Source organism: Hymenobacter crusticola, assembly GCF_002154225.1.
GTDB lineage: Bacteria > Bacteroidota > Bacteroidia > Cytophagales > Hymenobacteraceae > Hymenobacter > Hymenobacter crusticola.
This window is the reverse complement of record NZ_MTSE01000002.1, coordinates 381385-403997: the sequence shown is the minus strand read 5'-3', so window position 1 is coordinate 403997 and position 22613 is coordinate 381385. Positions and strand designations below refer to the sequence as shown.

20 protein-coding genes are annotated in these 22613 nt (G+C 53.9%); 11 read left to right on the top strand and 9 right to left on the bottom strand.

From position 1 onward, the window contains the following. Positions 1–112 precede the first annotated feature (112 nt). The 4 genes from BXP70_RS05005 (at position 113) to BXP70_RS04990 (ending at position 4287) form a co-directional block, all read left to right on the top strand. Complete coding sequence (locus tag BXP70_RS05005; protein WP_086592925.1) at positions 113–1078, top strand: hypothetical protein; 966 nt, start codon at positions 113–115, stop codon at positions 1076–1078. A gap of 94 nt (positions 1079–1172) precedes the next feature. Beyond that, a complete protein-coding gene (locus BXP70_RS05000; protein ID WP_086592924.1) occupies positions 1173–2204 on the top strand; it encodes a ComEA family DNA-binding protein in 1032 nt (343 codons plus the stop codon). A 187-nt stretch (positions 2205–2391) separates the two neighbouring features. Continuing rightward, complete coding sequence (locus BXP70_RS04995) at positions 2392–3273, top strand: hypothetical protein (protein WP_086592923.1); 882 nt, start codon at positions 2392–2394, stop codon at positions 3271–3273. A gap of 132 nt (positions 3274–3405) precedes the next feature. Further along, the gene (locus BXP70_RS04990) at positions 3406–4287 is read left to right on the top strand and encodes an SDR family oxidoreductase (RefSeq protein ID WP_086592922.1); all 882 of its coding nucleotides are present in this window, start codon (positions 3406–3408) and stop codon (positions 4285–4287) included. 96 nt (positions 4288–4383) lie between these two features. On the opposite strand, the gene BXP70_RS04985 is transcribed toward BXP70_RS04990, so the two are convergent. Beyond that, positions 4384–5670 carry a hypothetical protein gene (locus BXP70_RS04985; protein ID WP_086592921.1) on the bottom strand — a complete coding sequence of 429 codons (1287 nt, stop codon included), beginning with the start codon at positions 5668–5670 and terminating at the stop codon, positions 4384–4386. A 298-nt stretch (positions 5671–5968) separates the two neighbouring features. On the opposite strand from BXP70_RS04985, the gene BXP70_RS04980 reads away from it, so the two are divergent. Together BXP70_RS04980 and BXP70_RS04975 are read left to right on the top strand one after the other, a co-directional pair. Continuing rightward, positions 5969–6160, top strand: a complete 192-nt coding sequence (locus BXP70_RS04980; protein WP_086592920.1) for a cold-shock protein — start codon at positions 5969–5971, stop codon at positions 6158–6160. A gap of 292 nt (positions 6161–6452) precedes the next feature. Next, on the top strand, positions 6453–6647 hold the full coding sequence (locus tag BXP70_RS04975) for a cold-shock protein (RefSeq protein WP_086592919.1): 195 nt from the start codon (positions 6453–6455) through the stop codon (positions 6645–6647). 135 nt (positions 6648–6782) lie between these two features. Here BXP70_RS04975 and BXP70_RS04970 read toward each other — a convergent pair whose 3' ends face one another. From BXP70_RS04970 to rsfS, 8 genes are all read right to left on the bottom strand, one after another. Then, positions 6783–7271, bottom strand: coding sequence for a gliding motility lipoprotein GldH (locus BXP70_RS04970; RefSeq protein ID WP_086592918.1), 489 nt, complete (start codon positions 7269–7271; stop codon positions 6783–6785). An 8-nt stretch (positions 7272–7279) separates the two neighbouring features. Next, the gene (locus BXP70_RS04965) at positions 7280–8854 is read right to left on the bottom strand and encodes a PSP1 domain-containing protein (protein ID WP_179197594.1); all 1575 of its coding nucleotides are present in this window, start codon (positions 8852–8854) and stop codon (positions 7280–7282) included. A gap of 262 nt (positions 8855–9116) precedes the next feature. Continuing rightward, a complete protein-coding gene (locus BXP70_RS04960) occupies positions 9117–10277 on the bottom strand; it encodes a zinc-dependent alcohol dehydrogenase (protein WP_086592917.1) in 1161 nt (386 codons plus the stop codon). A gap of 207 nt (positions 10278–10484) precedes the next feature. After that, positions 10485–11432 (bottom strand): hypothetical protein, encoded by a 948-nt coding sequence (locus BXP70_RS04955; protein ID WP_086592916.1) that lies wholly within the window; start codon positions 11430–11432, stop codon positions 10485–10487. Between the two features lie 40 nt (positions 11433–11472). After that, positions 11473–12264 (bottom strand): UDP-2,3-diacylglucosamine diphosphatase, encoded by a 792-nt coding sequence (locus BXP70_RS04950; protein WP_086592915.1) that lies wholly within the window; start codon positions 12262–12264, stop codon positions 11473–11475. Beyond that, positions 12239–12892, bottom strand: coding sequence for a LutC/YkgG family protein (locus tag BXP70_RS04945; protein ID WP_086592914.1), 654 nt, complete (start codon positions 12890–12892; stop codon positions 12239–12241). Before BXP70_RS04945 ends, BXP70_RS04950 begins: the two co-directional genes overlap by 26 nt. A gap of 135 nt (positions 12893–13027) precedes the next feature. After that, positions 13028–15139 carry an ATP-dependent zinc metalloprotease FtsH gene (gene ftsH / locus BXP70_RS04940; RefSeq protein WP_086592913.1) on the bottom strand — a complete coding sequence of 704 codons (2112 nt, stop codon included), beginning with the start codon at positions 15137–15139 and terminating at the stop codon, positions 13028–13030. A gap of 73 nt (positions 15140–15212) precedes the next feature. Further along, on the bottom strand, positions 15213–15599 hold the full coding sequence (gene rsfS / locus BXP70_RS04935) for a ribosome silencing factor (protein ID WP_086592912.1): 387 nt from the start codon (positions 15597–15599) through the stop codon (positions 15213–15215). 15 nt (positions 15600–15614) lie between these two features. Here rsfS and BXP70_RS04930 point away from each other — a divergent pair, with 15 nt between their 5' ends. From BXP70_RS04930 to rlmB, 5 genes are all read left to right on the top strand, one after another. Further along, the gene (locus BXP70_RS04930; RefSeq protein WP_086592911.1) at positions 15615–16409 is read left to right on the top strand and encodes a biotin--[acetyl-CoA-carboxylase] ligase; all 795 of its coding nucleotides are present in this window, start codon (positions 15615–15617) and stop codon (positions 16407–16409) included. 332 nt (positions 16410–16741) lie between these two features. Next, the gene (locus BXP70_RS04925) at positions 16742–17140 is read left to right on the top strand and encodes a T9SS type A sorting domain-containing protein (protein WP_086592910.1); all 399 of its coding nucleotides are present in this window, start codon (positions 16742–16744) and stop codon (positions 17138–17140) included. A 155-nt stretch (positions 17141–17295) separates the two neighbouring features. Continuing rightward, positions 17296–20310, top strand: a complete 3015-nt coding sequence (locus BXP70_RS04920) for a glycosyltransferase family 117 protein (protein ID WP_086592909.1) — start codon at positions 17296–17298, stop codon at positions 20308–20310. A 126-nt stretch (positions 20311–20436) separates the two neighbouring features. Beyond that, positions 20437–21672: a GWxTD domain-containing protein gene (locus tag BXP70_RS04915; protein WP_086592908.1), complete on the top strand. Its 1236-nt coding sequence runs from the start codon at positions 20437–20439 to the stop codon at positions 21670–21672. Beyond that, entirely contained in the window at positions 21636–22562 is a 927-nt protein-coding gene (gene rlmB, locus BXP70_RS04910) for a 23S rRNA (guanosine(2251)-2'-O)-methyltransferase RlmB (protein ID WP_086592907.1), read from the top strand. Before BXP70_RS04915 ends, rlmB begins: the two co-directional genes overlap by 37 nt. The last annotated feature ends 51 nt before the right edge of the window (positions 22563–22613 follow it).

Below are 22613 nucleotides of genomic sequence, written 5' to 3'. Positions count from 1 at the left end.
GAGGGCGAACAAGAAGAGGAAAGTGTTGTAATGATACGTGCCGCAAACATTAACGGCAATGCTATACCGGCATCCTACCCAGATTTTATCCTAATCCCGGTATCTTGCCTCTATGTTTCGTCCTTTTCTCTGTTTGTGGTGGCTGTTAGCTAGCTTTTTTATCACTCAAATAGCCCAGGCACAAGCTGTGCCTAATCCGGGTGAGAACATTGCCTTTTTGGTTACTTTCGGTAATAAAGCGGATAAGAGTTGGGGCGACGACGACTTTGCCCAAACCTTTTTCTTTTTGGTTCCCAAGAATAACCGCCAGCCGGTGTACATCCGCGTGTTCGACCCCGATTGCGGCGGCCAACATGACGAGCGAAAGTTTGGCTGGAACACCAGCACCCGCTTCAGCCTCTACGGTGGTACTGGCGCGCACTCGGGCGCCGACGCCCGCCGCCCTGAGCCCAGCGGCAATTTTCGGGAAGGCACGTTGCTCAAGCAGCAGAACTTTGGCGCCGAGCCTACTTACGACAACAAATGGTACACCTTTGGGCCGCTGAATCCGCTGGAAGGCGAGTTTGTGCCGGAGTTTGATGGCTATGCGTTCAAGATGGTGGCGCAGGGCCTCGGGGGCGACGACGGTAACCTATACCGGTACTTTCTGAGCACCAGCCCCACTCAGAATGTGCCCGTGGAAGGCGGCAATGCGTTTACCTATGAGTACTCTTTCCGCTTGTCGCAGGGCAAGGCTCGCACGCACTTATACCCGTTCGTCAACGATCGGGTAGTAAGCATCAAGCAAAGCAACTTCGACCTCGACAAGGACGCCACCATCAAGATCTTTAGTGTGGCTAAGAACGGCCACGCGGCCGCCGTGAGCGGCGACAATGAGTGGAGCAGCAGCACGCATCCCATTAGCGCCAAGGAGCACGGTCTTTCCCTGGATATGCAAATCAACTCCCTCTCGAAGGCCAGTAACGACCTTGTCTTCTACGTCACCGACCAATACGATACGGCCCTGCCCTTTTTTGCTATTCCGCTGGGCGGCCCCCCAAAGTACCGCTACGAGGTCGACGTAAAGATCAGACGGTAACCTAGCTGTGAGGCAGCCCCCCTTTGCTACACGTCAGATCGGAATGATAATTGATTTTTAACGCACGTTGCTACGCTAGGTATATACGTGTCCTATGAAAGTCAAACAAGCTAGGCCTTCTACGCCGCCAGCTTCTTTTTTTAGGAAGAGCCAGACAGCGCTCCGGCGCTACTTCGGCTTTTCGCGTCGCGAGACGTCCGGTTTTGTGGTGCTGGTGGCTTTGCTACTGTTGTGGTTGTTTCTGCCGGCCCTGTTGCGTCCCGCCTTGCCCCAGTACGACCCAGCCGCCGATCAGCGCCAGTTAGAGCAGGTAGCAACGGAGCTAGCGGTCCAGCGCCAGCCTCGGGCCTTCGCCGACCGGCGCTACCCGCGCCGCGGCTATGCCCCGCGCGTACCCGTGCCACAGGTCCCCCTTGCTCCTTTCGACCCAAATAGTCTCACGCCGCTTGAGTGGGAAGCCCGCGGCTTGCCGCACTTCGTGGCCGAACGCATTGTGCACTTCCGCGACGTAGTAGGCGGGTTCAAAGCCAAAGAGCAGATCCGACGCACCTATGGGCTTCCAGATTCGGTGTACGCGCGGCTAGCTCCGTACATGCTGCTGCCCGATCAGCTTCCGCCGCGCACGGCTCGCTCCTATCCTAGCTCCGAGCGCTTCGCTGGTAAGTTTACGGAACGTCCTAGCTTTCCCACCAGCAAGTTTGCCCGCAAGCCCGCGCACTTGGCTATTTTCGACTTGAACACCGCCGATACAACACAGCTCATGCAGATCCGGGGCATCGGGCGCGGCATTTCGGCGCGTATTGTAGCCTACCGGGCGCGACTCGGTGGTTTCGTACGAGCCGAGCAGATGGCCGAAATCTATAGCTTGCGCGACGCACCCGATCTCATAGACAGCCTGCGCAAATACACCTTCGTGAAAGCTAGCTTTGCCCCAGCCTCACTCGACGTGAATACGGCTAGCTTCGACGAGCTACAAAGTCATCCGTACATGGGCAAGCGATTGGCACGCGTAGTGGTGGCTTTCCGCCAGCAGCACGGCCCCTTCAAGCAACCCGACGACCTGCGCCAGATCCGTATTCTGGACGAGGCCACGTTCGAAAAGCTTAAGCCATATTTACGCTTTTGAGCGCAGCACCTCTTTGCAAATCAACCGCCCACTACACTTCCCAAACGGGCCTTCGTGCTAGCCGTCGGGCGGCTAATCAGCAGAAATTTGTTGCGGGAATCGGCCGTGTTGCGGGGGCTTGCGTATGCACGAGCACCGCCGCACGGCCCCGATCCATCGATTTGCCAGCGGCTGCTGTCCTTTTCGTATGGTTCCTCCGCTAGTATTTTTGTTGCGCGATAAGCTTTTTCCGATTGCGGTCTTTGTTCAATCTGTGTTTTGCGGCTGCACCCAGCACCAAGACCGGGGCGATTTCGAGAAAGTCCGGAAAGACTACACCGTAAAGCAAATAGGCCGGATGTCCAAAAAGCTGGTGGCTGAAAGCTCTGGTTTTGAGCAAGCCAACCCAGAAGGTGACCTATGGACCCAAGCTGATGGTGGCAACTCTGCCAGCCTCTACAAAGTGACGCCCCAGGGTGATTTGTTACAGAAGCTCGATTTGTCCCCACTCACCAACATCGACTGGGAAGACTTAGCGCAGGATGACGAAAAGCATCTTTACATCGGTGACTTCGGCAACAACCAGAACAAGCGGCGCAACCTAGCTATCTACCGCCTTAGTGGCTTGCCGCAGAAACCTACCATCGACACTATCCATTTTGCGTATCCCGACCAGCACGATTTTCCGCCGAAGAAAATAGCCCGCAACTTCGATTGCGAAGCGTTTTATTACCGGCACGATAGTCTGTACTTGTTCACGAAAAACCGGGGCGAGGGACACTGGGTGAAGGAATACGCCCTGCCCGCGAAACCAGGCACGTACACGGCCACGCTGGTCGACAGCATTCAAGTCAACACCTGGGTTACGGCCGCTGACATCAGCCCCGATGGCCGCACAGTGGCGCTACTCGGCTACGGACGCGTATTTCTGATTGATGTGCAGCCCGGCCGAAAGCTGTTCGACTGTCCCAAAAGCTGCCTTCTCATCCCAACTACCGGGCAAGCGGAAGCGCTGGTCTTTACCAATGAGCACGACTTTGTGCTCAGCAATGAAAAGGGCAAAATATTCCGGGTGCAGCGAAAAAGGTAGCGTAGCGCACTACGGCCGGTACAAGCGGCAGATGCACGACCCGGTATAGGAGTTAAACGGCTTTTTATGATCAGCCGTAAGCCTGTTAACGTGTCACACCCGGCACCACCATCCATTACACCTCATCTCTCCATGGCTCATACCATTCTCATTACGGGCGCTACCGGCACGGTGGGCTCCGAACTCGTGCTAGACCTAGCCAACCGCGGAGTAACGGTGCGGGCTGGCGTTCACTCCATTATCAAAGGCGACCGACTGCGGCATATTTACCCTGATACGCAGCTTGTTGAAATCGATTATGCTCGCCCCGAAACCTTGCACGTGGCCCTCACTGGGGTCGAGCGGCTGTTTCTGGTTACTCCTTTCGTTGAAAATCAAGTAGCCTACGCCAAGCAAGTCATTGATGTAGCCAAGCAGGCAGGCGTGCAGCAGATCGTGCGCCTTTCAGTAGCCGGCGCTGATGCAACGCCTGGCATTCAACTTGGACGCTGGCATCGGGAAGTGGAAGAATACCTAGCCCAAAGCGGTGTGCCCTACACCTTGGTGCGCCCCACTAGCTTCATGCAAAACTTCATCAATCATAACAGTGACTCCATCTGCCAAGAGGATAAGTTCTATCTACCGTTGGGAGATGGAGCCATCAGCTATATCGATGTGCGTGATATTGCTTCCGTAGCAGCCAACATTTTGACCACGGACGTTGCCCAGCACCAAGGGAAAGCCTACACGCTCACGGGCCCAGTCGCCCTTACCGGCGCAGCAGTGGCAGCTGCTATTAGCCAAGCTGCTAACCGTCCTATCGCGTACGTGGATGTGCCCGAAGCAGCCGCCCGCCAAGCCATGAGCCAAGCCCCGCAATGGATGACCGACGCCATGCTGGAATTGCATGCGCTGGGTAAGGCTGGGCACGCAGCAGCTGTCACGTCCACCGTAGAAGAACTGACCGGCCGACCTGCTTACACCTTCGAGCAATTTGCGAAAGACTACCACCAGCATTTTCAACCTGGTTCGTAGCATCTTCTCAGCTCTGTTGCGCTACTACACAATGGGGGCTTCTCAACTATTGAGAAGCCCCCGTTGGTGTATGAAGAAGTGTAGTCCTACCTAGCTTCAGACGTTGCTATCGGCAGCATCGCGGCCTTGGTTGCGCCGTGGAGCAGAGCCATAGTCTTCTTTGTCCTCAGCACGATACTCTTCGCGCTTCTCGGCGCCGTAGTTTTTGGCTTTGTCAGCATTATCGTAGTCGCCGCGGACAGGGGCGCCTTGCTTGCTGTTGGGGTCGGAGGAGGCGTACTCATCATCATACGAGCCGCCTTGCGACCCGAAGCCTTCCGTGGTCTTGCCGTTGTAGTCACCCTGACCGTCACCCGAGCCGCTACGGTTCGTTTTGTTCTCTTCCTCGTCGCGGGCAGAAGGTTGTTGGTACGTGCTACGGCTGTTAGGATCTGGAATGCCGGCTGCCTGATTGTAGCTGTCTTCTCGCTCGTCGCGGCTTGTTTGCTGGCCGTTGCCACCTTGGGTACGGTCCTGGTTATCGTAGCCCCCGCGTGATGAGTTGCGGTCCTCGTTCTGATTACGCTGCTGCGCACCTAGGTCACTGCGGTTCGTAGGCGTGGTGCCCATGTTGCTATCCGTCAACGACGAAGTGCCGTAGTCGGCGCTGTAGCCACGGCTACGGCCGTAGCCCGAGCCGTTGTCATTTAGGTACGTGCTGCCATCGTTACCGGCCTGCGCATTAGGCTGCAATTGCTCGTAAGGCAAATTATCCTGACCATAAACTACTTGCGTAGAGCTCTGCTGCCCTTGCCGGTACGAATCATCGCGCCCGCTGTAGTTCTGGTAAGAATTTTCCTGCGGCCCGTTGGAGAGAGTATAGTTGCCGCTTTCGTTTGTCGCGCGAAACTGGTTACCGTAACCACCTTGCGTGTTGCCGTGGTCTTGGGTACCAAATTCCCCGCGGCTAGCGCCGCTGATTTGGTTTTCATGCCGGTCATCATCTTGGTAAATGTCCTGCACGCTATTGCCAAAGTTGCCACCGTACTGGTCACTAGGTTCCGAATCGGAGTGTTGCTGGCGCTCCTGCTGCTCTTGCGATTCGCCGGCGCCGGGCTGCACATCCTCGGGGGTAGCTTCCTTGTTTGGTTGTTGCCCCGTCGGTCCACCAACATTGCCTTTGCCAACACTCATTTCCGAATCGACGAGCGACTCACTAGATGAGGCCTTCTGGTCTGACGCCGGGGTGCCCTGCATAGCAGGCGTTTCAGACTGGGTTACGCTATTCGCTAGGGTGTTGCTAGCTCCAGCACCCATTTTGGCTTGCATACTAACGGTGTTGCTATCAGCGCCATCGGTTACTTGCGACTCATTATTGCGAGGATTTTCCGTTTTATCTTCCATGGGAGAGTACATAGGTGGGTGGAAACAAGTACTTCGTGATCTGAGCTATACGCGTGTGTCTCAGCAGAGTTAATGCTTACCAGGGAAATCTGCGCCGCTGCTGCTAGCCACACTAGCACCTCGTATTTGGTGTTCGGTATTTGCGCGGGCAGAGTAGCTCTACCTAGGTCGGCTATTGGAGTTACTGATCAAGCCGCTTATTTTCGCCCCACGCACGGCCTTTTGCCCGTGCGTATTTGGCTAGCCTCTTCCAACTAATCCATTCTTTTTTCATTAATCCCCAAATCACCTGCTCTTTATGAAAACAGGCAAAGTGAAGTTCTTTAATGAGTCAAAGGGCTTCGGTTTTATCGTTCAAGACGAAAACAACCAAGATATCTTTGTGCACCAAACTGGCCTTATCCACGAAATCCGCGAAAATGATCGGGTATCTTTCGAAGTTATTGAAGGAAAGAAAGGCCTGAACGCCGTTAAGGTAGAGCGCATTTAAGGGGCTTCCCCCTTTGCTAGCAGCTCCTATTTGCACATCCTGCTTCGGTTTTGACTGGGGCAGGATTTTGTTTTGCTGTTCCTGCTCGCCATATTGCTGACGCTCAAGGCTAAATTATTATCTGCCGCAGCTAGCTTCGTACGCAGGTACGCGGTGTCGTTCCGGTTAAATTTCAACCTCCTGCTTGTCAAGAATCGAGTTACAACTTTTTTTGATGAGTGAGGAGAACTCAAAATAAGTTTTACCTTTAGCTCATTCATTCACCACAATCCATTCATTTTTTTAGCAGAATATGAGTACCGGTACCGTAAAATTTTTCAATGAGACCAAGGGTTTTGGTTTTATCAAGCCGGATGACGGTGGTGAGGATGTTTTCGTGCATGCCTCTAACCTGATGCAGCCCGTTCGCGACAACGACAAAGTAGAATATGATGTGCAGCAGGGCAAGAAAGGCCTGAATGCCGTTAAAGTACGTCTTATCAGCTAGTCGGATCTTCTGCCTGTGATAGGGCACATAGAAATCAAAAAAACCTCCTTCAGCTGAGCTGAAGGAGGTTTTTTTATTAGTACACTTGGGCAGCAAGCTAGCTTTCCTACCTAGGCTTTGGCTAATGTAGGCCAACTACTTTTTGGGTTCGCCTGCTTTTGCCACGCGTATTCCCACCGACATAATATCCGGTAGCTGGTCTTGGCGCATATACTGCTCCAGCACAATCTTGTACGTGCCGGGGTGCCGAAAATGCTGGTTGGGCAGCGCCAAGAATTGGTGGTCAAAAAGATCGCCCGTTCCGCTCCCCTGCGGTTCACCCGTCTGCGGGTTCATCAGCAGCATTTGGTGCAGCAGTTGCGAAATGCGCTTGTTGTCGGGGCCCGTGAGCGTGTGCTTCACGTAAAGGTTATAGTATCCGTACGAGAGCGTATTGCGAATATTGATGTAAATGTCGTAGCGCTGCGTAGTGTCGGCTATCTCAAACTCAAACGCTGGCTTTACTTGTACAGCCCACCGGTTGTTGTCGAGGTCAGTGTTTTTCTCAAATACCCGGTTAGGGTCGCAGGCAGCTAGCCCGAGCGTTAAGCCCAGGACTAGCCACAAGTGAATCAGTTTACGCATAGGTAGTATCAGGAAGCAGGAGTAGAAGGAGCGCCGGTTGGGCTGCCACCACCAGGCCGGGGTGGCCGCGGGCCGCGCCGAGACGAACGACCGTTTCGCTCACCGCCCTCACCTGCTGCCCGCGGCGCACTATCGCCGTTCGGATTGGGTGTTGGCCGGGGTGGGCGCGGCTCATTGCCGCGGGGCGGCTTTGGGGTGTCCGCAGTTCCTTCAGGCTTGCCTCCTTCTTTATTGTCTTTATCCGATCGGTTACGATGACTCCGCCGGTTGAGAGGCCGCGCAGCCGAACCACGTGGCCGACGAACTTCGGATTGGGCTTCCGCAGCTCCCGTAGCACTTGCTGCCGGTTCGGTACCGGATGGCGGAGCTGGCGCTTTGGGAGTTGGCAATTTTTCTTTCTGCGGCAGTTTGGGCGCGGGCGCAGCAACTACTGGCTGGCCTTGCTCAGCACTCACTTTTTTCTTTTTCCGCTTGCTACGCTTACCCGACTTTATTTTATCGTCGAGGCGGTCGAGATTACCTTCCACGTGGGCCGATACCTCGGGGGCGCGTTCTTCTTCCAGTACCGGAGCTAGCAGGTTTTCGGGCTTTTCGCCGCGCTTGTTCATGTCCTGGATCTCGCGTACGCGCTCCGTTGGGATCATCACCCAGTTGTTGTCGCCACGAAACGCAAACCACATCCGCTTCTTGAAGATGTCGGTTTTTTGCAGGAAGGCTTCTCCTCTCTCGGTTTGGAGCGGGCGCTGTACTTGCGGAATATCCTTGAGCGCATCGAGGTACGTGTCGAGCTCGTAGTTTAGACAGCATTTTAGGCGACCACATTGCCCCGAAAGCTTAGCGGGGTTCAGACTTAAGTTTTGATAACGGGCCGCCGTTGTGCTCACGCTCTTGAAGTCGGTGAGCCACGTAGAGCAGCACAGCTCCCGCCCGCACGAGCCGATACCACCTAGGCGGCCGGCTTCATGGCGCAGCGAAATCTGGCGCATCTCCACGCGCACCCGAAACTCGTCGGCCAAACGGCGGATTAGGTCGCGGAAGTCTACGCGGTCTTCGGCGGAGTAGAAGAAGGTAGCACGCGTGCGGTCGGCCTGGTACTCGACGTCGGAGAGCTTCATCTTCAGTTTCAGCTCTTCCACTACCGAGCGCGCCCGGAACATAGTGCCGGTTTCGAGGTCACGCACCGCCTCCCAGCGTTCTACATCCTGGGAAGTAGCTACCCGCAGAATGCCACGAATCTCTTTGGAGTCGACGGGCACTTTTTTCTTGCGCATTTGCAAGCGCACCAATTCGCCTTTCAACGACACATGACCTAGGTGCCAACCATTGCCGGCGGCTTCTACTACCACGGCATCGCCGGTGACGAGGGGCAACCGGCTAGTATTACGAAAAAAGTCTTTGCGGCCGCCTTTGAAGCGGATCTCGACGAGGTCAAATTCTTTAAAGTCGCTGGGCAGGTCTACATCCTGAAGCCAGTCGAATACATTGAGACGGGTGCAGCCTCCAGAGCTGCAACCGCCTTTAGAGCCGCAACCCTTCGCTGAGGAAGAGCAGCCGCCCCCGGAGGAACAAGAAGTGCAAGCCACGGCTTGAAAAGATCTATAGGTAAGGCGGACAAAGCGCCGCACGAAATCGGTTGTCTACAAAGATACCGGTTATAAGTTGTCAGTAGTCTGTTGCCAGGTTTTGGTTGAACTTCACCGGATCGTAGCTGCCTCCAAAGGCCAGCAAAGGCTCGAATGTTCCACCATACCTAGCCCACAAGAAAATAAAAAAGCTCGCCGTTTGGCGAGCTTTTTAGATAAATCAAGTGGTAGAACCGCTAATAGAGAACGTTGAGGGCTGATATTAAGGCTGAAGCACTACTTTTACGCAGTTATCTTTCTTATTGCGAAAAATATCGTAGCCGTGCGCGGCATCTGCCAGCGGCAAGCGGTGCGTGATGATGTCATCTAGCTTCACTTTGCCTTGTACAATGTATTCTAGCAGCTTGTCGATGTGTTTTTGAGCGGGAGCTTGACCACCCCGAATGGTAATGCCTTTGTCGAAGAACTGACCAACTGGGAAATTATCAAACGGCGTAGCATATACCCCTAGCACGGATACGATGCCCCCACGGCGCACGGCGCTCATGCAGGCCTCCAGCACTTTAGGCGAACCTTTTTCCAAATTCACCACTGACTTCACGCGGTCGAATAAATCGCGCATGGGTTCAAAGCCCACGGCTTCCACACATACGTCGGCGCCGCGGCCGCTGCTCATAGCGCGGATTTGCTCAACAGTATCTTTTTGGTTATCCCACAGAATGGTTTCGCAGTTGGCTGTTGCTTTCGCCTTGTCGAGCCGATACTGCAGCGGGTCGATAACTACTACACGCGCCGCGCCGCGCAGCCACGCTGATTTGGCAGCCATGATGCCCACCGGGCCAGCGCCAAAAATGGCTACCACCTCTCCGCCTTTTACTTCGCCCCAATCAATGCCAGAATAGCCAGTAGGAAAAATATCGGTAAGGAACAGTACCTGCTCGTCGGTAAGACTATCAGGCACGATACGCGGACCGTAGTCAGCGTAAGGCACGCGCACATATTCAGCCTGGCCGCCATTGTAGCCGCCATAAAGGTCGGTGTAACCGAAGAGGGCGCCTCCTTTCTCGGTCATGAGCCCACCCTCCGGACCGTAATGGTCGGGATTAGAATTTTCGCAGTGACCGGGCAGATCGTGGTTACAGAAAAAGCACGTGCCACACGCTATTGGAAAGGGCACCACGACCCGGTCGCCGCGCTTAAGGTTGCCAACGCCTTTGCCTACTTCCTCCACAATACCCATAAACTCGTGCCCGAGCACCATAGGCCTAGGTTGCGGGATGCTGCCATTATAAATGTGCAGGTCGGAGCCGCAGATAGCCGTGCTGGTTACCCGAATAATGGCGTCGCGCGATTCTTCGATTTTAGGATCATCAACGGTATCGACGCGAACGTCTTTCATCCCATGATACACGAGGGCTTTCATACGAACAGGGTTTGGTTTTGGAAGAAGAGAGGATCAGCTAAGCACAGAGCAGCTGTGACCTAGGTTCTTAGTAACGGCTCGACAATTAGGCGGGTTACCAAAGCGGCACCCTACCAGTATGCTTAGCCATAATCTTGTTCTCCTTCTGCCTTCCCTCCTGTTCACTGGTCAGCTACAGCCCCAGGCTAGCATACAACCTAGCTAGCTTTATGCTACTTGATAAACTAGCACTCCCGTTGCCGTCACGATGTAGGCATACTGTTCACCCAGCAACACCTGTTGGGCTGTGGCTGCCGCTGCAGGCAAGGGTACATTTCGCTCGTTGAACGTGTAGAGCTGAAAGAAATGCACTTGGTTGCCAGCTAGGTAATACAGCTCATCGCCGCGAAAGCCAACTGTATTTAACCCCGTAAAAGGGAGCTTTTTGCGGTAGTTACCTAGGTTATCAAACACAAAGATGCCGCTCGTCCGATCTACCAGGTACAAGTTATTCTGGTACTGGCGCAAAAAGCGAAAATCGGGTTTCGAACGGCCGATGATCAGGTCGAGCGGGGTGCTAAGCATGAGCCGTTGCAGCGTCGGATCGAACTGCCGCAGGGTCAGGTCGCTTTCATTGAACAGCCACAGTCGGTCATCAGGGGCGAGGGTTGCCACACGGATACTGCCGTCCAAGAAATCGATGAGCCGTACGTTCGTGATGAGCGTCATGAACCGGTCGAGCAACAGGATTTCCTGACGATCGTCGTAGAAAACGAGAATTTTGGCGCTGTTCCAGGCCTCAATTTGAGCTGTATGGCCGGGCTGGGGCGGTGAATAAAGGTTGAGCGCCTGCCCATCGGGGCCGTACTGATGGATATTATCTTGCTCGTCGGCTACGTAGAAATTACCGCGACGGTCTAGCGAAGCAGCTCCCGGCCGAGCTAGCTTGATGGTGCGCACTAGCTTCCACCCATTAGCATCTACGGCTTCTTGGCTTGTATTTGCTGTCGCGTTATAGGCTGGTGTACTGGAAGCAGGTTTGCCCGCCGGCGCCACCGAAGCTGCTGGAGGTACCGAGGTTTGAGCGCGAGCTGGCAGCAAGTAGTGAGTAGAGAGCAACGAGACAATGACGAATTGCTTCAGCCAATACGACATCTTGAGCTCCAGCTTACCCATACTTTTCTATATCAACTAATTACGATTTATTTACTAATAGCTATTTAACCTCTTGCTCAAAATGTAACAGCGACAATTGGTCTCCATCATAGCTGGCGTAGGAGCGATAATTTACCCACTCACCTAGGTTGATGTACCGACTATCGGGTGCTACCTCTACATCAAGCGGCAAGTGTCGGTGCCCAAACACGTAATAATCGTGGTGGTGCAGGCGCTCCAGTTCCCGGCAATACACTAGCAACCATTCGTCGTCACCGAAATATTTTTCGTCCTTGGCTGTGTTCTGAATGCGGCTGCGGCGGCTCCAATTGTTGGCAATGCCGATACCAAAGTTTGGATGGAGCCGCGCAAACAACCACTGCGCCACTGGGCTCGCAAAAATTTGCTTCAGAAACTTATACGTATGATCCTTCGGACCTAGCCCATCGCCGTGGCCCATATGGAAGGTATGATTACCAATCCGCTGACTAATAGGGTGGCGCAGGATAGGAATGTTTAACTCCTCCGTGAAGTAGTCGAACATCCACATGTCGTGGTTGCCAGTAAAGAACGTCACAGGAATGCCACTGTCGGTTAGTTCAGCTAGCTTACCTTGCAGCCGGATAAAGCCGCGCGGAATGGCATGGCGGTACTCAAACCAAAAGTCGAAAATGTCGCCAACCAGATAGATAGCAGCAGCATCTTGAGCGCATTGGTCAAGCCAACGCACGATGCGCCGCTCGCGGGCGGCGGAGCTAGCCGCGTCGGGCGTTCCAAGGTGGAAGTCGGAGGCGAAGTACACGCGACGGCCGGGCGGCAGCGCGAGGTCAGGTAGTTGCGGCGGGCGCGTCATCCAGTAAAAACAACACAATGCTGCGCGGGCCATGAGCACCGAGCACCAACGTTTTTTCAATATCAGCCGTGCGGCTAGGTCCTGTTGTGAGCGAAATCATCGAAGGCAATTTGCCCTCGTGGTTGTCCTTCACCGCTTGCAGTCCTTCACCAATATCATGCACAATCTGCGACGTGCGCGCTAGTACCAAGTGCTGGTCGGGGTAGATGCTTAGGCGGCGGCCACTAGCCGAAGCGCCGCTCACAAGTACGCTGCCAGTGCGCGCTACCAGCGCTTCACAAGTCGTAAGGCCAGCGTCTGCTTTTTTGATAAACTCCTTTTCATCACCCACAAACACGAGACCAGCTTTGTGCAGCAGCTTTTTCAACTCAGGCTCCCACACAAACAAGTTTTCTAATTTCTTCTCCTTTTTATAGGTAAAGAGCTGATCAAAGAAGTGATCTTCCGATTCGCAGTAATAGAATACGCCACCTACTCGCACAAAGCTTTGCGCAAACATCACCGCTAAATCCTCGGCGGGCGCGGGGTGCAGCGATGTCATGAAGTCGGGCGCGGCCGCTTGGGGGGCCGGCTTTTGCAACGACTCGCGGATACGACGCAAAATAAGTTCGCGGGAAGATTCAGCCATCAGACTTGCGGCAGATACTTGGGTGAAAGGCACTAGCCGTCAAAGATAGGACTCCTTGCCCACAGCACAGCCACAAAACAAAAGAGCTAGCCTGTTGGGCTAGCTCTTTTGTAATTCATAATGGATTATGCAACACTACACCGGTGTTACGGCGCTGCCTGAGGGCACATCCGTATGGCCACTGTTAGTTGGCTTATCGTCGATGCCAGGCAGGTTCATGTCGGGGAGGTCGTCGCCTAGGGGCAAGGCGTGTTCCTGCTTACGCTCGCTGAGCGTTTCGCTACGGTCGGTGCCAGCCATGTGAGCTTGGTAAGTTGTTTGGCTATCATAAGGACGGCGGCCTACCAGACGCTCTAGGTCATCTTGCAGCAGCACTTCCTTATCTAGCAACTCTTTGGCAACCACCTCCAACTCATGCCGACGCTCGGTCAACAAATCCTTGGTGCGGTTGTAAGCATTCTCGATGATGGTGCGCACTTCTTCGTCGATCATCTGCGAAGTAGCTTCTGAATATGGCTTGGTGAAACCGTACTCATTCTGGCCTTTCGAGTCGTAGAAGGAGATGTTACCTAGCTTCGAGTTCATGCCATACATGGTCACGATGCTGTAAGCCATCTTCGTGATACGCTCCAAGTCGCTTAGCGCACCCGTCGAGATCTTACCGAACACTAGCTCTTCAGCGGCACGCCCACCTAGAGCCATGCACATTTCGTCGGTGAGCTGCTCGGTGTTGTATAGAAACTGCTCGCGGGGCAGATACTGGGCATAGCCTAAGGCAGCCACACCACGCGGCACAATACTCACTTTTACCAACGGGTCGGCATGCTCCAAGAACCAGCCAGCAATGGCATGGCCAGCTTCGTGATACGCTACTATCTTCTTCTCACCAGGAGAAATGATCTTATTCTTCTTCTCCAGACCACCGATGACACGGTCGACGGCGTCGGTGAAGTCTTGCATAGTCACCATCTTCTTGTCGCGACGGGCGGCAATAAGGGCAGCTTCATTGCAGACGTTGGCAATCTCAGCACCTGCAAAGCCGGGGGTTTGCGCAGCTAGCTTCTTCGCTTCCACGTCAGGGGCCAGGGTCAGCGGCTTCAAGTGTACATTGAAGATCTGCGTGCGGCCATTGATGTCTGGCTTGTCAATGCTGATCTGACGGTCAAAACGACCAGGGCGCAGCAGGGCTGAGTCCAGCGTATCCGGGCGGTTAGTAGCAGCTAGGATGATAACACCCGAGTCAGTACCAAAACCGTCCATTTCTACCAGCAGCGAGTTCAGGGTGTTCTCACGCTCATCGTTGCCACCGGGTACGTTGCCGCGCGAACGGCTCCGACCAATAGCATCAATTTCGTCGATGAAGATGATACAGGGTGCTTTGGCTTTGGCCTGCTTGAACAAGTCACGCACGCGGGCAGCACCTACCCCTACAAACATCTCTACAAAGTCAGAACCCGACAACGAGAAGAAAGGCACGTCGGCTTCACCAGCCACAGCTTTCGCTAGCAAGGTCTTACCAGTACCGGGAGGACCTACAAGCAAAGCACCTTTCGGGATCTTACCACCTAGGATAGTGAACTTGGAAGGGTTTTTTAGAAACTCGACAATCTCTTGTACTTCTTCCTTGGCTTCTTCCAAGCCGGCTACATCTTTAAAGGTGATCTTCACTTTATCGCCGCCTTCGAACAAAGCAGCACGCGACTTACCGATGTTGAAAATCTGACCACCAGGACCACCCGCGCCGCTCATACGACGCATCAGAAACCAGAAGCCAACGAACAGCAATAGAATAAAGCCCCAACTTGTAATTAGGTCGCCATAACCCTGACGGTCTTTCACGTCGAGGCCCACGCGTTGCTCACGTGGCAGGTCAGCCTGTACTTTGTCGAGGTCTTCCTTGAAAGTCTTACCGTCTACGACACGAAAGCTATACTGCGGCCCTTGTTCCATGGCAAGTGGACCACGACGAGCTAGCTCTGGGTTATATTTGGCGTTCTTTACGGCTTCGGGCTTGAGGGTCACCTCTACCATTCGGTCGTTCACCAAGGTCACGTCGCGCACATCGCCGGCTAGCAGCATCTGCTCGAAGCGTTGCTGCGTAGTCTCGATGGTCGAGGTACTGCGGTTGAAGTAGAACATCCCGAAGATGAACACCACTAACCCGGCCAGCACCCACATCTGCATACTCGGCCGCGGCGTGGGGGCGGGTAGCATGGGTTTTTTCTTTTTGGGGGTTGTATCAGGCATGAATTGGGATTTCAGAGCAAAACATAAGCGGAACACTCCGCCTGAAGGAATTGTTCGGAGCCGCTACGCGAGTTTAACGTGCTTCGGCTTCTTCTTCGATGTAGGAAATTTCGGCATCGCCCCACAGCTCTTCCAGCGCGTAAAACTGACGCCGGTCGCGGAGAAATACGTGCACTACTACATCCACATAGTCGAGCAGCACCCACTCACGATTGGTGCGGCCTTCGGTTTGCCAGGGTTGCTGGCCAGTAAGCTTTTCCACCTCTTCTTCTACTGAGCGAGCAATAGCATCGAGTTGGGTATCGGAAGATGCTGAACAGATAACAAAATAGTCTGCTACTGCATTCTTAAGTTCTTTGAGATTGAGTACCACGATATCGGCAGCCTTTTTTTCTTGCATACCGCGCACTACTACATCTGCCAATCTGTCCGAATCCTGCCGGACTAGGGTACTTTTCATAGGATACTATTAGGTTTGAACGTCACAAAGTACGAAAATCAGGTGGAGGCACTATCCCCCCAAACCCTCTTCACGGGCCAGCAACTAATCTGGTTGCCCGAATGTGAATCCACAAACACGGAAGCCCAGACCTTAGTCGTCAAAAACAGCGCCACCGAAGGCTGCACTGTAATTACCGACAAACAGACCGCTGGTCGCGGCCAACGTGGCAACCGCTGGGAGGCGGTTGCCGGCGAAAACCTGACACTTTCGGTGGTTTGGTTTCCTTCTTTCCTGGTCGCTAACGACCAATTTCAACTAAGCCAAGCCGTTGCGCTGGCCGTGCACGACTGGGCTAGCAGTTTACTGGGCCCCGATCCAGCTCTGCGCCTCAAATGGCCAAATGACCTTTTCTTCGGCGACCAGAAGCTAGGTGGTATACTCATTGAAAACACCGTAAGCGGCGCCAAAATTCAATCTAGTATCGTTGGAATTGGCTTAAATATCAACCAACAAAATTTTGGCATCCCCACTGCCACTTCTTTTGGCAAGCTTACTGGGCGACATTATGCGCTGCCGCCTTTAGCTATGCGCTTGCTCGAAAGTTTGGAACGGCGCTACCTGCAAGCACGCGCCGGACAGCGGGTGTCACTGCGCGCCGACTACTTACGGGCACTGTATCGCTACGAAGAATGGCACTCGTACGAAGTTGCCGGCAGAAGAGTAACGGGCCGTATCGTGGACGTGGATGAGGCCGGTCGGCTGATGGTGGAAATAGATGGCAAGCTGCAACGATTCGGCCTTCAAGAAATCAAGTTTGTCTATGATTAAGCCCAGATCGTAGAAAAGCCTACTATATACTAAGAGTGATTGGTCATCTTTGTCATATCAAAGTTCAAGTTTACTTATAATGACGTCGGAAGCTGGTGAATATTTTAGGGAAAGGCCTAATTTTTTCATTTAATGTTCAGAGAAAGTAAACCTTCTTGCAACCTTTCATTCTAACACAGTATCTGTACCCTGACAAGTTGCTAGCCACCTAGCTTAGGGCACGGTGCTTGCAACTCAGCGGTAACACGGGTAAGCACAGGACACTCTCCTTTGAAAACCCACTGATCTTTCGTTTACTTTTTGCGCCCACTTCCTTTCCCACCACCTAATTCATGAAAATTTTTACACGCTACTTTTTAATTTTTGCCTTCGTAGCTGCACGCCTAACGGTGCTGGCGGCTTCTGTGGCGCCCAAAACAACGCAGTTAGCGCATGCTATTAAGGTACAAGAAGTAAGAGCTACCGCTGCTGCGCCAAGCTTGAGTATTTATCCTAACCCAGCTAAAGGCATGGTGACGGTTTCGCTCAGTCAGCGCATTGGGCTTGGGCAGGATTATAAGTTACGCTTAAGCAATATCATTGGCCGGGAAGTGCGCACTACCTTGCTTCGCCCCGAGGACAACAGCTCCATTGCCGTGAACCTCTCGGATCTGCCCGCAGGTATGTACTTCTACAGCTTATTAGTAAACGATAAAATTGTAAGTACGAAACGTCTCGTATTACAAAACTAATTGTTTATCTTGCCATCGTTTTCCTAGAGAAAGCAGTCGATTTATCGACTGCTTTTTTTGTGCTCTCCTCTGGCAAGTCGACTCTTATGACCCAAACCTAGGTGTGGCACGGCCGGATTTATTACCTACTTTTGGCTCTTCTCTGATTAAGTAGTATGCGTCGTTATCAAAGCCTGAATAACTTAGTGGGGTGGCTGGTATTTGCTATTGCCACGCTCACTTACCTGTTTACCCTAGAGCCTACTGCCAGTTTTTGGGACTGCGGCGAGTTCATTGCCTGTTCTTACAAGCTGCTTGTTCCTCACCCTCCGGGGGCACCTACCTTCTTGTTACTAGGGCGTATTATGTCGCTGTTCTCCTTCGGCGACGTCACGAAGGTATCTGTGCTGATCAATGCTTTGTCGGCGCTCAGCAGCTCATTCACGGTACTGTTTCTTTTCTGGACCATCACGATTCTGGCGAAAAAGCTGGTGCTTGGGACCAATGTGCCAAACGATGAGCAGCTAGAGCCCACCAGCGGCCAAACGCTCTTGATCGTAGGTTCGGGGGTAGTAGGCGCCTTAGCCTTCGCCTTTTCTGATTCGTTCTGGTTTAACGCCGTAGAAGGCGAAGTATACGCCATGTCGTCGTTGTTTACGGCGGCGGTTGTTTGGATTATGCTCAAGTGGGAGAACCGTGCCCACGAGGCCGATTCCGACAAGTGGCTTATTCTTATTGGTTATGTAGTAGGCCTCAGCATCGGGGTTCACTTGCTGAACCTGCTAGCGCTACCCGCGTTAGGCTTTATCTACTACTACCGCCGCACGGCGAACCCTACAGTGGCGGGCGGTATAGTCACGCTGGTAATAAGCATGGTGATTGTGGGCGCTATTCTCGTCGGCATCATTCCGGGGTTGCCTTCTCTGGCAGGCTCTGTGGAAGTGTTCTTCGTGAACACGCTAGGTCTACCGTTCGACTCAGGCCTGATCTTCTTCCTAATTGCCTTTATTGCCCTAATCTGGCTAGGATTCCGCTATTCTTTCCGCACACGCAACCGCTTGGTGAACACTGCCATGCTAAGCTTCGTGTTTATTCTGATTGGCTACTCAACGTATCTGATTGTCCCGATTCGCAGCAGCTATCACCCAACCATCAACGAGAACGATCCGGAAGATGTGTTGTCGTTCGTGAGCTATCTGAAGCGGGAGCAATACGGTGACCGGCCGTTGCTATACGGCCCGCAATTCAATGCGGAGCCTATTGATCAGGAAGAAGGAGCGCCGCGCTATGTTCGCAAAGGGGATAAGTATGTAGTAGCTGAAAAGCGTCTCGAAACGATTTACCGCGACGAGGACAAGATGCTGCTACCACGCTTATACAGCTCGCAGCCAGAGCACATCTACAACTACAAGAAGTGGATTGACATTCAGCAATACACTGACCCCAACACAAACCGGCCTTCGTACGCGAAGCCGACGATGGGCCAAAACCTGAGCTATCTGTTCCGCTATCAGATGGGGCACATGTACATGCGCTATTTCCTATGGAACTTCGTGGGCCGGGAAAGTGACGTGCAGCAAGCTGGGGTGGTATGGCCGACTTCATCGAAGCAAGGCTTGCCAGAGCGCGTAGCGGACAGCAAAGCGCACAACAACTTTTTCGCCATTCCGCTGATCCTAGGGTTGATTGGTTTGTTCTTCCACGTGCGCCGCGACAGCCGAACATCATTTATTGTGGGCTTGCTGTTTGTATTCACGGGCCTAGCTATTGTGCTCTACTTGAACCAGCCGCCGATTGAGCCGCGTGAGCGAGACTATACATTTGCTGGCTCCACGTATGCTTTCGCCATCTGGATTGGCCTCGGTGTACTCGGGCTGGCCGAGCTGCTGCGCACCGTATTGAAAGCCGATACCGCCCGTGGCGCCGTGGCCTTGCTCATTGGCCTTATCGCACCAGGCATTATGGTGGCCCAAGGCTGGGACGACCACGACCGCTCGGACCGCTACTCGTCGGTAGATTCGGCCAAAAACCTGCTGAACTCCTGCGCGCCGAATGCTATCTTATTTACCAACGGCGACAACGACACATTCCCTCTCTGGTACGCCCAAGAGGTAGAAGGCATCCGGACCGACGTGCGCGTGGCCGTACTGAGCTACCTGAATACAGACTGGTACATCGACCAGATGAAGCGCCGCTCCTACAAGTCGGACCCGCTCCCCATTTCGATGGAGAACAAAGACTACTCGCAGGGCACCAACGACTACTTGCCTTACGTGGAGAACCCATCGGTGAAGGAAGTAGACTTGAAACAATTTATTCAGCTAGTAGAGCAGAACAGCGACTTGCTGAAGGTAGAAACCCAGAGTGGCAGCACCATGCTTTCATTCCCCACGCGTAAGTTCTATCTCAACGTCGATACGGCCGCCGTAGAAAAGCTCGGTATTATTCCAGCCGAGCGGCGTAAGCAGTTGGTATCACGGATGAGCTGGGACCTAGGCAAGGGGGCTATTGAGAAGAAGAACTTGGTGATTCTGGACATCCTGGCCACCAATAATTGGAAGCGCCCAGTGTACTTCTCTACCACAGTCGACAACTCCGACTTCATGAATTTGCAGCCTTACTTCCAATTGGAAGGCATGGCCAACCGCATCCTGCCCGCGCGCGACCCTAGCTATGATCCGAAGTCGGACCGGGAAGGCTACATCGCCAAGGACATCATGTACAAGAACATGATGCAGGCGTTTGCTTACCGGAACCTCAACGATCCGAACATTTTCTACGACGAAAACAGTTTGCGCTTCCCGGCTAATTACCGAGACAAGTTCAACCAGTTGGCCGAGGCCTACCTAGCTTCCGGCGATACAGCCAAGGCGAAACAAGTGCTGAATAAGTCGTTTGAAGTAATGCCGGATAAGTCAATTCCGTATGACTTCTATACGCCGCAAGCCATTGTACCATTGGTAGCAGTGGGCGAAAAGAAACGCGCCAATGAGATTATGGACACGGTAACGAACCGTGCGCAGCAGGCACTCGCCTACTACTCTACTCATAATAGCGCCTTGTTCGACCGTGAAATTCAAACACACCTAATCAGCCTGAGCAACGTGTACCGGGCTGCCGAACAGCTCGGCGACCAACAGCGTGCCTCCAAGGCCGTGTCGCTGCTCAACCAATATTACCCGCAGCAGTAAGCTAGGTTCTTAATTACAAAAGCCGATTCCTTTCATAGGAATCGGCTTTTTTTGTTGTAATACGTAAATCGTTCTAACAGGCAGGTTGGCCCATGCAGCAGCCTGTTGCGCTAGTCGATTGTTGAAATGAAAAAACCTGTTCTCCTTACCCTAGGGGCGCCTTGTTTGCTCGTCCTAGGTTTGCTGAGCTTACCGAGCGCGGTGCCTCCCGGACCACGTCGCGACTTCTCAGGTCAATACCGCCTGGACCGCCAGGTTCAGCTTGACACCCGCCGCGAGAACGATAGCCTGCACATTTTTCTGCGTTTCTCAAATGCTCAAGCTTTGCCTTCTAATCAGCCATTGCGGGTTGTAATCTGGCCAAACTACGAAAGCCGGAAACCCGTTTGGCAAGACAGTGTGCGGCACCTAGCCCGTCGGATACGGCCGCTAGGCACCGACAGGCTCGTCGACTTCAGCTTGCCCATTGCTTCGTTGGCCGCCGGCCAAGTGCTGAACGTGCACAGCGGCACAACCGATAACGAGGATAGCAGCGAAGGTGTTTGGTTGGAAATTACACCTGAGCGACTTAGCCGGACATTTATGCTAGCCGATTCGATAGGGACGCCACTGCTGCGGCGCTACGTGCGGGTTAATGAAGTATTTCAGGTGAGTAGCTACGGCGCGCAACAGCCCCTGACCATCAAGCAATACGCACCCAACTTCATGACGGCCTTGCCGCCCATGACGAACCCAGCCACTCTTCCCCCGCCGCCTCGCACAATGTCCGTGCAGGATTCGTCGGGCATACAAGCCGGTCGTCGCATCAAACTAGCTGGGCCCGGCTTGTACGCCATGCGGGTGAGCGGCGGCGAAAAACCTGTTGGGCTGCTTGCTGAGCGTAACAGTTTCCCGGAGCTGACGCAGGCGACGGAATTAATTCAGCCTCTTATCTACCTGACCTCGACGGCCGAACGTCAGCGGCTGTACGATGCGCCCGATCCAAAGCGCGCCGTCGACCGATTTTGGCTGGACATAGCCAATGGGCAGCAAACCATTGCCCGCCAGCTGATTCGAACGTACTACGAGCGAGTAGCGGCGGCCAATCGTTTATTTTCGAGCTATAAAGCTGGTTGGATGACTGACCGCGGCATGCTGTACATTGTGTATGGCCCGCCTGAAACGGTGTATCGCACCGCCACGGAGGAGCGTTGGATGTACCGACCCGGCATGATGGGCGAAGGCACGTACACGTTCCACGCTAAACCCAGTACCTTTGCGCCCGAACACTATGAATTGGTGCGCCGCCCTGAGTATGAACGCCTCTGGTATGCCGCCGTCGATCAATGGAGAAAAGGACTGACCGCCCCGACGGCCCGCTGAATGAGCGCCGCCGCTTTTACGATTCCGAAAACCGCCCGGTAAATCGGCCGGGTGACCGCGCCGACCGTAACGCGGGCGGCGACCGTGCGCCGCGTGGCGACAAGCCCCGTTACCCGCACAAACCAGCCGCCGACCGCAGCATTGAAATGCTGTTTGGTTTGCGCCCCATTTTGGAGGCGTTGAATGCAAGCCGCACCCTGGAAAAAATATACTTGCTGCGCAGCACCAAGAACAGCATTACCCAGGAGATAAGCGAGCTAGCCAAGGCCGCCAACATTCCGGTGGCGCTAGTGCCGCTCGAAAAGCTGAATGACCTCACGCGCAAGAACCACCAAGGCGCAGTGGCGTTCGTGTCGCCCATCGACTACCAGCCGCTCGACAGCATTCTGGCGGGTTTGTACGAGGAGGGCAAAACGCCGCTTTTGCTCCTTTTGGACCGCATCACCGACGTGCGCAACTTCGGTTCTATCGCCCGAAATGCAGAGTGCCTAGGGGTTAACGCCATCGTGGTGCCGAGCCGTGGTGCGGCGCAAATCAATGGGGATGCGCTCAAGACGTCAGCCGGCGCGTTGAACCTGATACCCGTGTGTCGGGAGCCTAACCTGAAAGAAACCATTGCATTCCTGCAACAGTCGGGCGTGCAGGTGGTGGCGTGCACAGAAAAGGCCGAAGCTAGCCTCGAAACCGGTGCCGTGGACCTCACCGGTCCGGTAGCGGTGCTGATGGGCAGCGAGGAAGATGGTATTTCACCCGAGTACCTGAAGCTTGCTGATCACAAAATTCGCATTCCGATGGTGGGCCAAATCAGCTCGCTCAATGTATCGGTGGCTAGTGGTATCATGCTATTTGAAGTGCAGCGCCAGCGGCTGCGCGCAGCCGCTGCTCAATAAGTACACACAAGTAGGCAACGAAGAATTACTCGTTATGCTTTAAGCAGCTAG

Coding starts and splice junctions, on each gene's coding strand:
- BXP70_RS04985 (WP_086592921.1), bottom strand. CDS start 5,670: ATGGAAGATAAAACGGAAAATCCTCGCAATAATGAGTCGCAAGTAACC.
- BXP70_RS04945 (WP_086592914.1), bottom strand. CDS start 12,892: ATGGCTGAATCTTCCCGCGAACTTATTTTGCGTCGTATCCGCGAGTCG.
- BXP70_RS04995 (WP_086592923.1), top strand. CDS start 2,392: ATGGTTCCTCCGCTAGTATTTTTGTTGCGCGATAAGCTTTTTCCGATT.
- BXP70_RS04975 (WP_086592919.1), top strand. CDS start 6,453: ATGAGTACCGGTACCGTAAAATTTTTCAATGAGACCAAGGGTTTTGGT.
- rlmB (WP_086592907.1), top strand. CDS start 21,636: ATGGAGAAAAGGACTGACCGCCCCGACGGCCCGCTGAATGAGCGCCGC.
- BXP70_RS04955 (WP_086592916.1), bottom strand. CDS start 11,432: ATGGGTAAGCTGGAGCTCAAGATGTCGTATTGGCTGAAGCAATTCGTC.
- BXP70_RS05005 (WP_086592925.1), top strand. CDS start 113: ATGTTTCGTCCTTTTCTCTGTTTGTGGTGGCTGTTAGCTAGCTTTTTT.
- BXP70_RS04970 (WP_086592918.1), bottom strand. CDS start 7,271: ATGCGTAAACTGATTCACTTGTGGCTAGTCCTGGGCTTAACGCTCGGG.
- BXP70_RS04915 (WP_086592908.1), top strand. CDS start 20,437: ATGAAAAAACCTGTTCTCCTTACCCTAGGGGCGCCTTGTTTGCTCGTC.
- BXP70_RS04920 (WP_086592909.1), top strand. CDS start 17,296: ATGCGTCGTTATCAAAGCCTGAATAACTTAGTGGGGTGGCTGGTATTT.
- BXP70_RS04990 (WP_086592922.1), top strand. CDS start 3,406: ATGGCTCATACCATTCTCATTACGGGCGCTACCGGCACGGTGGGCTCC.
- BXP70_RS04980 (WP_086592920.1), top strand. CDS start 5,969: ATGAAAACAGGCAAAGTGAAGTTCTTTAATGAGTCAAAGGGCTTCGGT.
- BXP70_RS05000 (WP_086592924.1), top strand. CDS start 1,173: ATGAAAGTCAAACAAGCTAGGCCTTCTACGCCGCCAGCTTCTTTTTTT.
- BXP70_RS04925 (WP_086592910.1), top strand. CDS start 16,742: ATGAAAATTTTTACACGCTACTTTTTAATTTTTGCCTTCGTAGCTGCA.
- rsfS (WP_086592912.1), bottom strand. CDS start 15,599: ATGAAAAGTACCCTAGTCCGGCAGGATTCGGACAGATTGGCAGATGTA.
- ftsH (WP_086592913.1), bottom strand. CDS start 15,139: ATGCCTGATACAACCCCCAAAAAGAAAAAACCCATGCTACCCGCCCCC.
- BXP70_RS04950 (WP_086592915.1), bottom strand. CDS start 12,264: ATGACGCGCCCGCCGCAACTACCTGACCTCGCGCTGCCGCCCGGCCGT.
- BXP70_RS04960 (WP_086592917.1), bottom strand. CDS start 10,277: ATGAAAGCCCTCGTGTATCATGGGATGAAAGACGTTCGCGTCGATACC.